We start from the raw sequence: 12,414 nt of genomic DNA on the forward strand, positions 1-12,414 counted from the left end.
GGTCACGCCCTTCATCGGGTGCGGAGCCACCGGTTGTAGGCGCCGATCACCTCGCGCACGCTCGGTTCGGCCGTCAGCCCGAGGGGCTCGCGCGCCGCGTCGAGCGCCCCCTTGATCCGCCAGGCCAGCCGGGGCAACTGCCGCCGGTTCGGGCGGCCGTCCGGGCCACCGAGCGCCACTGCGGCCCGGATCACGTCCGTGTAGACCGACTGCGCCCGCTTGTACGCGAGCAGCACCGGCAGATCCGTGTCCCAGCCCTTGACGCACTCGGGACGCCTCTCCTCGACCGCCCGCCGCCAGTCCCGGCCGACCCGGCCGGCCTCCTTCCGCGAGTACCGCATCAGATGGAGGTGCGTGGCCAGGTCGTAGAGAGGGTCCCCGATCATGGCGAGCTCCCAGTCGATGGTCCACAGGTCACCGGCCCCGTCGACGATGAGGTTGCGCCGGTGCAGATCCCCGTGGACCAGCGCGAACGCTCGCTCCGTCAGTGATTCGGCCCGCCGCACCAGCTCGTCCAGCGCCCCTTCCCGCACCCCGAGATCCTTGAACAGGGCGTGGTACGGGGCGCCGTGCTCCCGGTACACACGGTCCTCCGTGAAGCGGATCAGCCGTGTGAGGAAGGCGTGGGAGTCCCCGTCCAGCGGGAGATCGGCCCCGTCGCAGACGCGCTGCGCCTCGATCGCACGCACGTCGAACGAGGTGAGCTCCCCGAAGAGGGCTCCGAGCTGACCTCGGTGCCGCTCGGACAAGGCCTTGCTCGGGAGCACTCCGTGGCCCAGCGTGCGTCCCTCGATGAAGCCCTGGATCAGCACCCCGGGCTCGACCTCGACGATCCCGGGGATGCGCGACACCTGCCCGGCCAGGACCCGCAGCAGCTCCTCCTCCGACGCGAAGCACCGCCGGTCGAACCAGAGCACGCCCCTGCGCGGTTCCCGGAGTTTGTAGCGTCCGGCGCGTCCGGGCAGCGGGATCACATAGGTCTTGTGGTGATGCCCCCTGAGCGGGCCTTCGATCGTCTGATCGGCGGCGGTCAGCCTGGATCCCATGTATCGGTGCCTTCGGTGGTACGGAGCCCTGAGGGGGAGACTACTGGCGCCGCCGCGCGGCAAGGGCCGCGTCACGGCGATGTCACCCGGGTTTGATGAACCAGTGATGCGGCGCCGTTCCCCGGACCCCCTCGCGCTGATCGACTGAGGAGACTCTCAGCGCGTCCGTCAGCGTCCGCAACTCCTGCACGACCACCCCGGCACCGAGTGCCTTCTTCTTGTCGGGGTTCTTCGCATATCCGATGAAGGGCATGCCGAGCGCCCCGGCGGCCTCGAGGTCGGCCGGGGAGTCCCCGATCATCAGAGCATCGGCCGCGGTCCACCCGGTCGACTTCAGCGCCCGGTCGAGACAGTCCGGATGCGGCTTCAGCAGCCCGGGGTCACCGGGCGCCCGGCCGTGTATATGGCTGCCGAAGTAGCGCTTCATGCCCTGCTTCTCGAGGTAACGCTCCACCGCCTCGGCGGAGTTGTTCGTCGTCACCGCCAGCTCGTATTGCGCCTCGTGCAGGAGTGCTACGAGGTCGTACGCGCCATCGGTCGGTTCGGCGCTCCACGCCGCCTCGAACTCCTCCTTCGCGAGGAGGAACTCCAGTCGCGCGACCATCTCACGGCCCAGACCGGCGCCGGCCACGGTCTTCAGTACGGCCAGTGGATCGCCCCTGACGCCAGGCTCCTCCACCAGGGCCGGATCACCCCCGCCGGCCGCCAGTTCACCGACCAGAAGGTCAGCGATCCTGACGGAACTGTGCCGATGGAAGAGCCCGCACACCGGCCCGTCGAAATCGAAGAACACACACTTGGCGGACGCGAAGAGGGCCTGCAACTCCCTCGGTTGCGGGTCGGTCACATCGCTCCGTCCGTCGGGAGGCAGAAGGCTGCCGAAGGCTTCCACTCTCCATACTGCCCTCAGGAACGGGGCACGACAGCGGGCTCCGCCCCTCAATCACCGGAGCTGCGAAGACAATTCGGGGCACTCCGTGTCAGTCATCCAGGACCACCGGAGTCGCAATGGTGTTCCACAGCCCCTCGAACCACTCCGCGGACTGCGCCACGAACTGCTGATCCCTCACACCGGCCGAACTTTCGAAGCGGAAGAGCGTCGAGAGGCTCCCCAGCGCGTCGTAGATCTGGGTGGGCGCACCCTTGATCACCTCCTCGCGCTCCTCCACCGTGTAGTACGCGAACAACGCCTCCTCCCCGTTCAGCACGTAGAGCTTCACCGGTGGAGTGAAGGGCATCGCCCGCATCTCCACGCCGATAGTCAGCGCACTGGTGCTGCGCACCGCTTCGAGTCGCTGCAGCAGCGCTTTCGCCTGAAGGTTTCGGTTGTCCAGCCAGCGGTCGTGCACCGCCTCGTCGCCTTCAACCGGCTCGGCTCGACGCGGAAAGGCCAGGTCGATCTCGCGGTCGGGGAGCAGTACCCGCAGCTTCACCGAATCCGGCCTGAGCTCCCCCGTCGTGATCCGGGTCAGCGACTCCGACAGCGCGTGGACGAGCGACTCCGCCGTCAGGCAGAGCGCGTCGATACGTACGTCGTCACGGGTGAAGGCCTTCAGCATCCTGGCCCCGAGCACCGCCGCCGTCTGCTGGGGCGCCCGGGTCCCCGGCAGGCTCGCCACCTTTGGCGGAGCCCCCCGGGTGACGGCGGTCAGCAGGCCGTCCCCCTGAAGGCGCTGCAACGCCTGCCGGACCACACTCCGGTCGATGCCGAACTCACCGGCCAGGGTGGCCTGGGTGGGCAGGGAGTCTCCCGGCTTCAGCTCCCCGGTGCGGATACGTGTCCGCAGCGCATCCGCCACGTCCTCCGGCGAGGGCTTACGGCTGCCGTTCATCGCTGTGCGTTCTGGGGTCACAACGGAACGCTACAACTTCACACCATCAAAAGGGAGTTGTCGGAGAGTTGTTTTAGAGATGGCGCCAACTGGGAACAACTCTCTTAGCTTGTCGCGACCTCGCAAGGATCCGGCACGCCGTCTGAGCACAGCACCTTTCGCTCACCCGTCCACCGTCGTACGGGTGTTGCTCGCGCATCGGCAGATTCCCCGAGCCTCTCCGCTCACCACCTCCTGAGGAGGGACCGCCATGCCCTGGATCACCCTTGCCCTGGAGCAGTTCCTGCAGTGGAAACTCGGCGTCCTGGGAAGCGTGGGCTTCACTCTCACGGCCGTCGGCATCAAGCTCGGCAACGACAAGTGCCTGACCATGGGGTGCGTGACCCTCGCGCTCCTGATCTGCCCCCTGCCCGACGGGCAGTGACTTGCGCGCAACGCTGTCCGTGGGTCATCGAACCGTCCCGTGACCGCAGGGGCGGGCCGGACCCTAGCTAGGGCCTGTCGTCAAACTGCCGTCTGCCGCGCTTCGGGCGACGACGGCAGTTTGACGACCGGCCCTAGAACACATCCGGGCACCAGGCCCGCCGCCCCGCCCGCAGCACCCCGTCCGCCCGGGCCGCCGCCCCCGGGGTCAGTTCCTCGACACGGCCCAGGGCCGCCAGGCGCAGGGGTGACTCGTCGCCCAGGTACAGCGTCCCCAACTCGCGTACGTCCATGGCCAGATCGGCCGACCGTGTCGTCGGGGTGCACGTGGCGCCGTCCGGGGTGGCGTCCAGGTGGAAGCGGCCCGCGGTGAGGCCGGCCGGGTCGTGGATGTCCAGGACCAGCGAGCCGGGTACCGCGTAGGTGCGGGCCTCCAGCGCGCGGACGATGTCCAGGATGCGCACCCACATGAAGTCCGCGTGCGTCACCACACGGGCCGCGCGCGGGTCCGGGAGGAGGAGCGGGAGCAGGTCGTCGGGGGCGCGGTGGCCGGTGCGGATCGTGGAGATCCAGTCGACCGAGCAGAGGAAGTGCCACAGTGCCCGCTCCGCCGCCGGGGTCACCGCGATCAGACTGCGTACCGTCGCCCGGTTCAGCGGCTGCTTGGCGTCGCCCCAGTGGTCGTCGGCACGGTAGACCAGCAGGCCGTCGACGCTGCCGTCGGGCCCCCGGTAGACGGCGTAGAACGGCTCGGTCCAGGGGTCGTTCGGGAAGAGGACCTCGCCGGTACTGAGGTCCCACCAGCGTTCGCCGCGGCTCACCGCCCCGTGCTGCCGGGTCCGCAGCCGGTCGTGCAGGGCCGGGCCCAGCTTCCGTACCTCCGCGCCGTCCACCAGGTCGATCCGGCCGCCGTCCTCGGCCGACGGAACCCGGCCGTGCGGGTCGAGGCCCGTCCGGGGGACGTCGACCTCCCACTCGGTCGTCCAGGCCGCCGGCCCGAAGCCGTACCGCCCGTAGATGGGGTACTCGGCGGCGATCAGCGTGGCGGCCACGTCGCCGCGCTCCTTCGCCGCCGCCAGGTCCGTGGCCATCATCCGCGAGAGCAGCCCGCGACGCCGGTGCGTGGGCGACACCGTGACGTTGGTGACCGCGTCCGTCGGCACCGTGGCACCGCCGACGACCGTCAGCTCCTGCGCGAACGACCGGAACGTCGCCACGCACCGCCCCTCGTCGAACACTCCCTGCGTGCGCGTCAGGTCGAGGTACGGCAGACGCCCCCTCACCTCCTCGTCCGACGGTGTCGGCGCGCGCAGGAAACCGGTGTTCAGGGCGCGCAGCCAGTCATGGAGCTCGGACTCGGTGACGGGGCGGATGTCGAGGGTGCCATGAGTGCTCATCCGCCTCACGCTAAACACCGGGGCCGCAGATGTCTCCGGCTTTTCGGGCGGCCCCCTCAGAACGCCGCCCGGATCTCCCCGACCTCCGCGCTGCCGCCCATCAGTGGCGCGCGGCCGATCCGCGACACCACCGGGGCGTCGACGCCGAGCAGACCCAGCGCACGGGCCAGTACGGGGCCGAGTGCCCGGGTCGAACCGTCGTCGATCTTGAAGGCCAGGGCCCGGCCGTCCGCCAGCGCCACCGCCTGGACCGCCTCGGCGCCCATCTTGGACAGCGTCCCCGGCACCTCCCGCATCAGCCAGGTGTCGGGGCGACGGGTGCCGGCCACGTACTCGGGATGGGCGCGCATCGCGTCCGCCACCCGGCGCTCCGCCGTGCCCTGCTCCGCCGTGACGAACGTACGAAACGCCCGCGCGAGGCCCACCAGCGACAGCGCCATCAGCGGGGCGCCGCAGCCGTCCGTGCCGACCGCGGCGACCGGCTCGCCCGCCGCCTCCTCGACGACCCGGTGGACCAGCTGCTGGAGCGGGTGGGAGGGATCGAGATACGTGGCGGTGTCCCAGCCGTTGTGCAGGCACACCGCGAGCATCGCCGCGTGCTTGCCCGAGCAGTTCATCGTGATCCGCTCCCGGACATGGCCCGCCGCCAGGTACGTCTCCGCCTCCACCGGGTCCAGCGGCAGATCGGGCGGGGTCTGCAGGTCGCCGGTCGACAGCCCGTGCTCGGTGAGCATCTTGCGTACGAGATCGAGGTGGAAGCCCTCACCCGAATGGCTCGCGGCGGCCAGTGCCAGCCGCTCGCCGGACAGGTCGAGGCCGGCCCGGAGCACCGCGGCGGCCTGCATCGGCTTGTTGGAGGAGCGCGGGAAGACCGGGGCCGCCGGATCTCCCAGGGACATCTCCACGCTGCCGTCCGCGGCCAGGACGACCAGGGAGCCCCGATGGTGCCCCTCGACGAAGCCGGACCGGACGACCTCGGCCAGCACGGGCAGAAGGGGGGCCCGGCCGGATATTCCGTCGGAGGTGCCACCGGACAGGTTGTCCGATATGCCGGACGGGGACGACGGGGCTGCGCTGGAGGTCATGGTGGCCTTCCGGGGACGGGCGGGACCCGCCCCCGGAAGGGTCGCTTCAGGCGAGCAGGTCGTCTACTTGTGCTTCCCCGTCACGGTACCTGCGGGCGATCTCCGCACCGCAATCGTCCGCGGTGCGCTGGAGCCGGGAGCGGCGCCGGGACACCTGCTGTTCGTAGCGGACCAGGCGTCCCATCGCGGTGTGCAGCTCTTCGTCCGTCCGGGCGTCGAGGTCGGAGAGTTCGACCTCGGCCAGCGTCTCCGCCGCCAGCTTCCGGTACTCGTCGCTGCGCGGCGTGCTCAGCGTGACGTGGCGTGCGGAGGAGCGGTGCAGCGACGGGGTGTCCGCGAGGATCTCCGAGAGCCGGTCCACCACGGGGGACTCCGGGTCCCGCCGCCGCGCCAGCTCGGCCCGCAGGATGTCGATGCGCCCCTGGACGAGCCGCCGCACATAGCTGAGGTCCGCCTCGTCCCGCTGCGCGTCCCTCCGCAGCGCGCGCAGCTCCGGCAGCCGCAGGGCACGCAGATCGAGCGGGGCCGCGGCCCCGTCCTCGAAGCCGTGCCCGGTCCGCTGCACGGGTGGGCGCATGGTGCTCGCACCCACAGAGGCCTTGCTGTTGACGCCGGGGCGCGCGACCGGCACCGCGCCCGGGGACTGCCCGGTTCCATGCATGCTCATGCTTGTGTCCATCCCCTCGACCGGTGCGTCGGCACACCGCCTCCCGTGCATGGTGCCACTCCGAGGGGTCCCGTGGAGATGCTCTGTACCCGTTCAGCCCAAGATAGGTTGGTCTGTATGCGTGCAGTGGTACAGAGGGTGGACGGTGCGAGCGTCACGGTGGCGGACGCCGGGGGCGAGGGCGGCGGTTCGGCGGTCGTCGGCGAAATCGTCGGCGAGGGCCTGTGTGTGCTGGTGGGAGTGACTCACGGCGACACCGCGGAGAAGGCGGCCCAGCTCGCCCGCAAGTTGTGGTCGGTCCGCATCCTGGAGGGCGAGAAGTCCTGCTCCGATGTGAATGCACCACTTCTGGTGATTTCACAGTTCACTCTCTACGGGGATGCCCGCAAGGGCCGCCGGCCCACGTGGAACGCCGCGGCTCCCGGCGAGATCGCCGAGCCGCTGGTCGACGAGGTCGTGGCCCAGCTGCGGGCCCTGGGCGCTCACGTGGAGACGGGCCGGTTCGGAGCGGACATGCGGGTCTCGCTCACGAACCACGGCCCGTTCACCGTCATCGTCGAGGTCTGAGCCGGCGGGTACGCCGGCGGACCCCTACGGTTCGACGACCGTCTCCTGGGCCGCCGCCGTGTCGCCCGCCAGCAGCTCCGCGTCCACCGCCACGTTCCGCTTCACCAGGGCCAGGGCGATCGGCCCCAGCTCGTGGTGGCGGGCGGAACTGGTGATGAAGCCGAGCTGACGGCCCTCCGCCCCGTCCGCGGCCAGCCGCACCGGGGTGCCGTGCCCCGGCAGCAGCACCTCGCTGCCGTCCAGGTGCAGGAAGACCAGGCGCCGCGGCGGCTTGCCAAGGTTCTGCACCCGGGCCACCGTCTCCTGGCCCCGGTAGCAGCCCTTCTGGAGGTGGACGGCGGTACCGATCCAGCCCAGCTCGTGCGGGATGGTGCGGTGATCCGTCTCGAAGCCGAGCCGCGGGCGGTGGCCCTCGACGCGCAGCGCCTCGTAGGCCAGCACCCCGGCGGCCGGGCCGTGCGCCGCCGCGTACGCCTCCAGACCCTCGCGGGGCAGGAACAGATCGCGGCCGTACGGCGTCTCCCGCACGGTCGCACCGTCGGGGACCTCCGCGATGGAACCGGCCGGCAGGTACACGACCGCGTAGTCCTCGGTACGGTCGGCGACCTCGACGCGGTAGAAGAACTTCATCGACTCCAGATAGGCGATCAGCTCGCCCTGGGTGTCCGGCTCGACGTGCATCCACACGGTCTCGCCGTCGTCGACGAGATACAGGGCGTGCTCGATGTGCCCGTTCGCCGTGAGGATCAGGGACTCGGTGGCCTGGCCCGGGGCGAGTTCGCTGACGTGCTGGGTGATCAGGAGGTGCAGCCAGGCCAGCCGGTCGCTCCCGGTGACGGTCACGACCCCTCGGTGCGAGAGGTCGACGAGACCGGAGCCGTCGGCGAGGGCTCGCTGCTCGCGGAACAGGTCGCCGTAGTGCGCGGCGACGCCTTCGTCGCGACCCTCGGCGGGGACGGCGCCGGGCAGGGACAGCAGGGGGCTCTTCATGCGACCAGCGTACGACCAAGGGCTGTCTTCGGATCAGGCCGGATCAGGGAGCGGGGTCCGGTGCGGCCGACTTCGCCGTGCAGTCGGCGCAGCGGCCGAAGATCGCGAAGTGCTTCATGTCCGTCTCGAAGCCGAACGTGCCGCGCAGCTTCTCGGTGAACTCGGCGACGACGTCGACATTTGCCTCGATGACGTTCGTACAGTCCCGGCAGACCAGATGGATGTGGTGGTGGCGGTCGGCCAGGTGGTACGTCGGGGCTCCGTGGCCCAGGTGGGCGTGGCTGACCAGATCCAGCTCCTCCAGGAGCTCCAGGGTCCGGTACACGGTGGAGATGTTCACTCCGGACGCGGTCCGGCGCACCTCGGACAGGATGTCGTCGGGCGTCGCGTGTTCCAGCGTGTCCACGGCTTCCAGGACAAGCTGCCGCTGCGGCGTCAGCCGGTAGCCGCGCTGCCGAAGATCGGTCTTCCAGTCGGTGCTCACCACAGGCTCCAGTGTAGATCCGGGCCGGCCCGTCACCCGGCTGTCCGCCGGAAAAGCGCCTCGTGGGCTACTTGAAGAACGCGATCCCGTCGTCCGGCAGGTCGCCGAGGCTCTTCGCCATCGCCGCGACCTCTTCCGGGGTGACGACCTTCTTCAGGTGCGCCGACATGTACGGCCGCAGTTCGACCTCGGGCGTGGACTTCTCGCCCACCCACATGAGGTCGCTCTTCACGTAGCCGTAGAGCCGCTTGCCACCGCTGTACGGGCCGGAGGCCGCGGTCCGGGCCACCGCGTCGGTGACCAGGTCGATCTGCGGCTTCTGGTCGGCCAGCTCGCCGTACCAGATCTCGATGACGCCCTGGTCGCGGGCCATGACGACCTCGACCTTGCGGTCCTTGTCGATGCGCCAGTAACCCGACTCGGACTCCAGCGGCCTGACCTTGTTGCCCTCGGCGTCGAGCACCCAGGAGTGCGAGACGTACTCCAGGAAGTTCCGGCCGTCGTGGCGGAAGGAGACCTCCTGGCCGAAGTTGCACTTCTCGGCGCCGGGGAAGTCGGACACCCCCGCGCCCGTCCAGTTGCCCAGCAGGAAGGCCAGCGGGACGAGGTCCGGGTGGAGGTCGGACGGGATCTCGATCATGAACGGCTCAATCGATCTGTGAGGCGGAAGCGGAGGGTGGAGTGGCGGACGCCGGGGCCACGAAGGGCTAGCGCTGGCCCTGGTACAGCTTCTTCACGGTCAAGCCGGCGAAGGCGAGAACGCCGACGCAGACCAGGACCAGCAGGGCGGAGAAGAATGCCTCAAGCACGGGGGCTCCTTGAACGAGCGGTATGGCGGCAGTACAGGGCCGGGCCCCAGCCTAATGGGTGGGGTCCCGGCCCGCCGGTTCGGGGCGTGCCGCGGAGCGGTCAGCCCAGCAGCTGGTTCTGCAGGATCACGGTCTGGTGGAAGGGCACGCGTGGCGTTCCCCCGCCCCCCTTGCGGGACTGGACGATGAGGGCGACGGTGTCGCCGGCCGCCAGATAGCTCTGCCGGACCTGGGCGGCGCCGAACGGCTTCGCTTCGGCGAACACGTACGCCTTCGTTCCCGCCACCTTCCCCTCGCCCGCCCACGACTCGTCGAGATCGGGGTCGGGCGCACCGGCCAGCGGGTCGCCCGCCGACCCTCCGATGTACCGGTCGTCGAGGAACGCCTGCGCGAAGGCCGTCGAGTTGAACCGGAGCAGATAGACCCGGCTCGACGTGCCGTCCGGCATGGTCCAGCCGCGCGCCGCGATGTGGCGCAGCGCCCCGTCGCGCAGCGTGGCGGCGATGTCCTCCCGGTACTCCTTCTCGTACTCGGACACGAACTGCCGGGTGCTCACCCAGCCGCCCGCCAGCTTCTTGTCCACCGTGGCTCCGGCCGGGGCCGGGAGCAGCAGTTCCCGCAGGTCGGCGTAGTGGATCTCGGCCGTGTTGTCGTCGTTGAAGGGGCGCGGCCTGCCCGCCGGCAGCGCGGGCAGGCTCAGCCGGGGGTACTCCCAGCGGCCGTCGCTCTCGGTGGCGAGGCCCGGTACATCGGTGCGCTCCATCGCGGTGATCTCGTACGCCGTACCGGCGCCGACACCGCCGAGCACCAGCACGGCGACGGTCCAGCGCGCCACGGCCCGCAGGATCCGGCGCGGGGGCCGGGGCGGCGCGGGCGGCGTGGGCGGCAGCTCCGGCATGGGCGGGGGCGCCACGTCCGGCTCGGTGGCGGCCGGCTCGGTGGCGGCGGCCGGTGCGGCCGTCTGCTCGCTCATACGTACTCCCCCGGGGACTTGATGTGGTCGAGCTGGTCCATCACCAGCAGGGCGATGCCCGACGTGTCGAACGGCTCGGTCCCGCTCGCCGAGAAGCTGAGCAGCACCTCTCCGTCGTACGCGACGCAGTACAGCGAATCGAGCTCGCTCTTGTCCTCGGGCGCCCGGAAGCACCTGGCGTTCTTCGTGTGGCCGGTGATCTCCGGTCCGTCCCTGAAAACGTCGAGCGCGCCGAAGAGACCGGTCTGGAAGCGGTACATGTCCCTGACCGCCTTCCGGTCCTTCATCCGCACCAGCTGGGTGTTGATCACCAGGTCGTTCGCCTCCGCCGCGTACGACCGGGCGGCGAGACCCTGGATGTGCAGTTTGTCGATCCGTTTCTCCAGCTCCCGGCGCTGCTTGCCGGCCAGCCCCCGGCCGCCCGCCTTCATTTCCGCGGCGGCCGCCCGGCCGCTGAGCTCACTGTCGTTACCGAGCTCCCCCATGTCCGGACCGAGCCGGTAGTCCTTCGGGACCGGCAGCAGCAGCTTGCTGAGCGCGGTGGAGAACCTGCCCCGCGCGAAGTCTCCTGCCGGGTCCTTGCCTCCGGTGTTCACCGGTTTCTGCCAGAGGCTGGTCCCGGCCGTCCGGTCCGCGCGGTCGACGGTGATCTTCGTGTACGTCGCCGCACCGGCGACGGCGGCGAGCACCAGCACGACGGGGACGGCCGCGAGGACGATCCGGCGGGCCCGGCTCCTCGGCGCGGGAACGGGCGCCGGAACGGGTTCGGGCGCGAGTTCGGTCAGGTCGTCGTTCACAGGCGCTCCAGCTGTCGCTCGGCCAGCGTCCGGATGTCCTTCTTGCTGATCGGCACGGTGTCGAACAGGTTGATGTCGACCATCACGTCGCCGTGGTGGAAGATCGCCCTGGCCCGGTACTGCGGCATGTAGCCGGCCTTCCGGACCACCTTGTAGAGGTAGTAGCGACCGCTGCCGCTGCCCTTGAGGGCATCGCCCTCGTTGCCCGCGCCGTTGGCGTCCCCGGGCATGTACGCGCGCTGGTCCTCGGCGTGGGCGGCTGCCGAGGAGTCCACACCCGAGCGGAACTGCACAAGCCGGATGCCGGCCACGCGGTGCGCGCTCTTCTTCCAGGAAGTGGCCGCGATGCGGCGGATGTCGGCCGCGAGGAAGTTGCCGTACATGTAGGCCTCGTCCTTGAAGTCGAGCGCGTAGTCCTCGACTCCGACCCAGCCGTCCTGGATCTGCGTCATGTCCTCGTTCTCACTCCAGCCCGCCGGCCGCGGAATGAGCAGCTTGCGCAGATCGCCGTCCGTACGGACCTGGCGGTCCTGCGATGCCGGCAGCGGGTCCGGCACCTGATCGGCGGGCAGCGCCTTCGCCGGGTACGCGAGATCCGGCTGCGAGAGCGCGGTCAGCGGGGTCGGGGCGCGGTCGGCCTGCACGCCGTAGCCGACGGCGGTGCCGGCCGCGATGCCCAGGACCGCAGCTGCGGCGATGATCAGCGTCGTCCGGCCGCGCGGACGCCGCTTGGCAGCCATGAGTGGTGCGGGTGTGACGAGTGGTGCGGGCGCTTCCGAGGAAGTTGCTTCCGGAACTACCTGTTCCGGCGCCTCCACCTGCACGGGAGGCTCGGCCTGCCCGTCAGGAATGGTGTCTTTCGGATTCAAAAGGGGTCCCCCCCACGAGACCTGAGGCGCAGATTCCGTTATCTGCGCACAGCACTGACCCGCCAGGCCTCAACGAGGTTGTGCGGCCGGGGATTACAGTTCGGCATATGCCGAAGAAGCTCGTGATCAAGGTGACCGCAGGTGCCGACTCCGCCGAGCGCTGTTCCCAGGCCTTCACCGTCGCGGCGGTCGCCGTCGCCAGCGGCGTGGAGGTCTCGCTCTGGCTGACCGGGGAATCCGCCTGGTTCGCGCTCCCGGGGCGTGCCGCCGAGTTCGAACTCCCGCACGCCGCGCCGCTGCCGGATCTGATCGAGTCGATTCAGGCGGGCGGACAGATCACGCTCTGCACCCAGTGCGCGGCCCGCCGGGACATCACCGAGCAGGACGTCCTGGAGGGCGTACGGATCGCCGGCGCGCAGGTCTTCGTCAGCGAGATCATGGCCGACGGCGTCCAGGCGCTCGTCTACTGATCCGG

The 12,414-nt window shown here is 70.3% G+C and carries 15 protein-coding genes; 3 read left to right on the plus strand and 12 right to left on the minus strand.

The features are described from left to right. Positions 1-11: 11 nt before the first annotated feature. The 3 genes from OG959_RS17095 to OG959_RS17105 all read right to left on the minus strand — a co-directional run bounded on the left by OG959_RS17095 (position 12) and on the right by OG959_RS17105 (position 2,899). Positions 12-1,046 carry a phosphotransferase gene (locus OG959_RS17095; RefSeq protein WP_326659368.1) on the minus strand — a complete coding sequence of 345 codons (1,035 nt, stop codon included), beginning with the start codon at positions 1,044-1,046 and terminating at the stop codon, positions 12-14. Between the two features lie 82 nt (positions 1,047-1,128). Further along, positions 1,129-1,893, minus strand: a complete 765-nt coding sequence (locus OG959_RS17100) for an HAD family hydrolase (RefSeq protein ID WP_326659370.1) — start codon at positions 1,891-1,893, stop codon at positions 1,129-1,131. Between the two features lie 133 nt (positions 1,894-2,026). After that, complete coding sequence (locus OG959_RS17105) at positions 2,027-2,899, minus strand: winged helix-turn-helix domain-containing protein (protein WP_326659371.1); 873 nt, start codon at positions 2,897-2,899, stop codon at positions 2,027-2,029. 229 nt (positions 2,900-3,128) lie between these two features. Between OG959_RS17105 and OG959_RS17110 the strand changes: the two genes are divergently transcribed. Beyond that, positions 3,129-3,302: a hypothetical protein gene (locus OG959_RS17110; RefSeq protein ID WP_326659372.1), complete on the plus strand. Its 174-nt coding sequence runs from the start codon at positions 3,129-3,131 to the stop codon at positions 3,300-3,302. A gap of 133 nt (positions 3,303-3,435) precedes the next feature. On the opposite strand, the gene OG959_RS17115 is transcribed toward OG959_RS17110, so the two are convergent. Genes OG959_RS17115 through OG959_RS17125 form a run of 3 tightly spaced genes read right to left on the minus strand, consistent with a single transcriptional unit; the run spans position 3,436 to position 6,450 of the window. Continuing rightward, the gene (locus tag OG959_RS17115) at positions 3,436-4,698 is read right to left on the minus strand and encodes a GNAT family N-acetyltransferase (RefSeq protein WP_326659373.1); all 1,263 of its coding nucleotides are present in this window, start codon (positions 4,696-4,698) and stop codon (positions 3,436-3,438) included. A gap of 56 nt (positions 4,699-4,754) precedes the next feature. Continuing rightward, entirely contained in the window at positions 4,755-5,783 is a 1,029-nt protein-coding gene (locus tag OG959_RS17120) for an asparaginase (RefSeq protein ID WP_326659374.1), read from the minus strand. 46 nt (positions 5,784-5,829) lie between these two features. After that, the gene (locus OG959_RS17125) at positions 5,830-6,450 is read right to left on the minus strand and encodes an RsiG family protein (RefSeq protein WP_326659381.1); all 621 of its coding nucleotides are present in this window, start codon (positions 6,448-6,450) and stop codon (positions 5,830-5,832) included. 117 nt (positions 6,451-6,567) lie between these two features. Between OG959_RS17125 and dtd the strand changes: the two genes are divergently transcribed. Beyond that, positions 6,568-7,017 carry a D-aminoacyl-tRNA deacylase gene (gene dtd / locus OG959_RS17130; RefSeq protein ID WP_326659383.1) on the plus strand — a complete coding sequence of 150 codons (450 nt, stop codon included), beginning with the start codon at positions 6,568-6,570 and terminating at the stop codon, positions 7,015-7,017. Between the two features lie 24 nt (positions 7,018-7,041). Here dtd and ygfZ read toward each other — a convergent pair whose 3' ends face one another. From ygfZ to OG959_RS17160, 6 genes are all read right to left on the minus strand, one after another. Next, positions 7,042-8,007, minus strand: coding sequence for a CAF17-like 4Fe-4S cluster assembly/insertion protein YgfZ (gene ygfZ, locus OG959_RS17135; RefSeq protein WP_326659385.1), 966 nt, complete (start codon positions 8,005-8,007; stop codon positions 7,042-7,044). A 43-nt stretch (positions 8,008-8,050) separates the two neighbouring features. Next, positions 8,051-8,494, minus strand: coding sequence for a Fur family transcriptional regulator (locus tag OG959_RS17140; RefSeq protein WP_326659387.1), 444 nt, complete (start codon positions 8,492-8,494; stop codon positions 8,051-8,053). Between the two features lie 64 nt (positions 8,495-8,558). Next, positions 8,559-9,131: an FABP family protein gene (locus OG959_RS17145; RefSeq protein ID WP_326659389.1), complete on the minus strand. Its 573-nt coding sequence runs from the start codon at positions 9,129-9,131 to the stop codon at positions 8,559-8,561. 269 nt (positions 9,132-9,400) lie between these two features. Next, positions 9,401-10,273, minus strand: coding sequence for a hypothetical protein (locus tag OG959_RS17150; RefSeq protein WP_326659391.1), 873 nt, complete (start codon positions 10,271-10,273; stop codon positions 9,401-9,403). Then, positions 10,270-11,070: a hypothetical protein gene (locus OG959_RS17155; RefSeq protein ID WP_326659393.1), complete on the minus strand. Its 801-nt coding sequence runs from the start codon at positions 11,068-11,070 to the stop codon at positions 10,270-10,272. Before OG959_RS17155 ends, OG959_RS17150 begins: the two co-directional genes overlap by 4 nt. Continuing rightward, a complete protein-coding gene (locus OG959_RS17160) occupies positions 11,067-11,810 on the minus strand; it encodes a hypothetical protein (protein ID WP_326659395.1) in 744 nt (247 codons plus the stop codon). The genes OG959_RS17155 and OG959_RS17160 overlap by 4 nt, the downstream gene beginning before the upstream one ends. Positions 11,811-12,046: 236 nt before the next feature. Here OG959_RS17160 and OG959_RS17165 point away from each other — a divergent pair, with 236 nt between their 5' ends. Beyond that, the gene (locus tag OG959_RS17165) at positions 12,047-12,409 is read left to right on the plus strand and encodes a DsrE family protein (protein WP_326659397.1); all 363 of its coding nucleotides are present in this window, start codon (positions 12,047-12,049) and stop codon (positions 12,407-12,409) included. The last annotated feature ends 5 nt before the right edge of the window (positions 12,410-12,414 follow it).

It is taken from the genome of Streptomyces sp. NBC_00385 (assembly GCF_035917155.1).
In the GTDB taxonomy this organism is placed as follows: Bacteria; Actinomycetota; Actinomycetes; order Streptomycetales; family Streptomycetaceae; genus Streptomyces; species Streptomyces poriferorum.

Excerpts from the sequence above, each read along its gene's own strand:
- OG959_RS17095 (WP_326659368.1), bottom strand. The coding sequence starts at position 1,046 with ATGGGATCCAGGCTGACCGCCGCCGATCAGACGATCGAAGGCCCGCTC.
- OG959_RS17110 (WP_326659372.1), top strand. The coding sequence starts at position 3,129 with ATGCCCTGGATCACCCTTGCCCTGGAGCAGTTCCTGCAGTGGAAACTC.
- OG959_RS17115 (WP_326659373.1), bottom strand. The coding sequence starts at position 4,698 with ATGAGCACTCATGGCACCCTCGACATCCGCCCCGTCACCGAGTCCGAG.
- OG959_RS17120 (WP_326659374.1), bottom strand. The coding sequence starts at position 5,783 with ATGACCTCCAGCGCAGCCCCGTCGTCCCCGTCCGGCATATCGGACAAC.
- OG959_RS17125 (WP_326659381.1), bottom strand. The coding sequence starts at position 6,450 with ATGAGCATGCATGGAACCGGGCAGTCCCCGGGCGCGGTGCCGGTCGCG.
- dtd (WP_326659383.1), top strand. The coding sequence starts at position 6,568 with ATGCGTGCAGTGGTACAGAGGGTGGACGGTGCGAGCGTCACGGTGGCG.
- ygfZ (WP_326659385.1), bottom strand. The coding sequence starts at position 8,007 with ATGAAGAGCCCCCTGCTGTCCCTGCCCGGCGCCGTCCCCGCCGAGGGT.
- OG959_RS17145 (WP_326659389.1), bottom strand. The coding sequence starts at position 9,131 with ATGATCGAGATCCCGTCCGACCTCCACCCGGACCTCGTCCCGCTGGCC.
- OG959_RS17150 (WP_326659391.1), bottom strand. The coding sequence starts at position 10,273 with ATGAGCGAGCAGACGGCCGCACCGGCCGCCGCCACCGAGCCGGCCGCC.
- OG959_RS17160 (WP_326659395.1), bottom strand. The coding sequence starts at position 11,810 with ATGGCTGCCAAGCGGCGTCCGCGCGGCCGGACGACGCTGATCATCGCC.
- OG959_RS17165 (WP_326659397.1), top strand. The coding sequence starts at position 12,047 with ATGCCGAAGAAGCTCGTGATCAAGGTGACCGCAGGTGCCGACTCCGCC.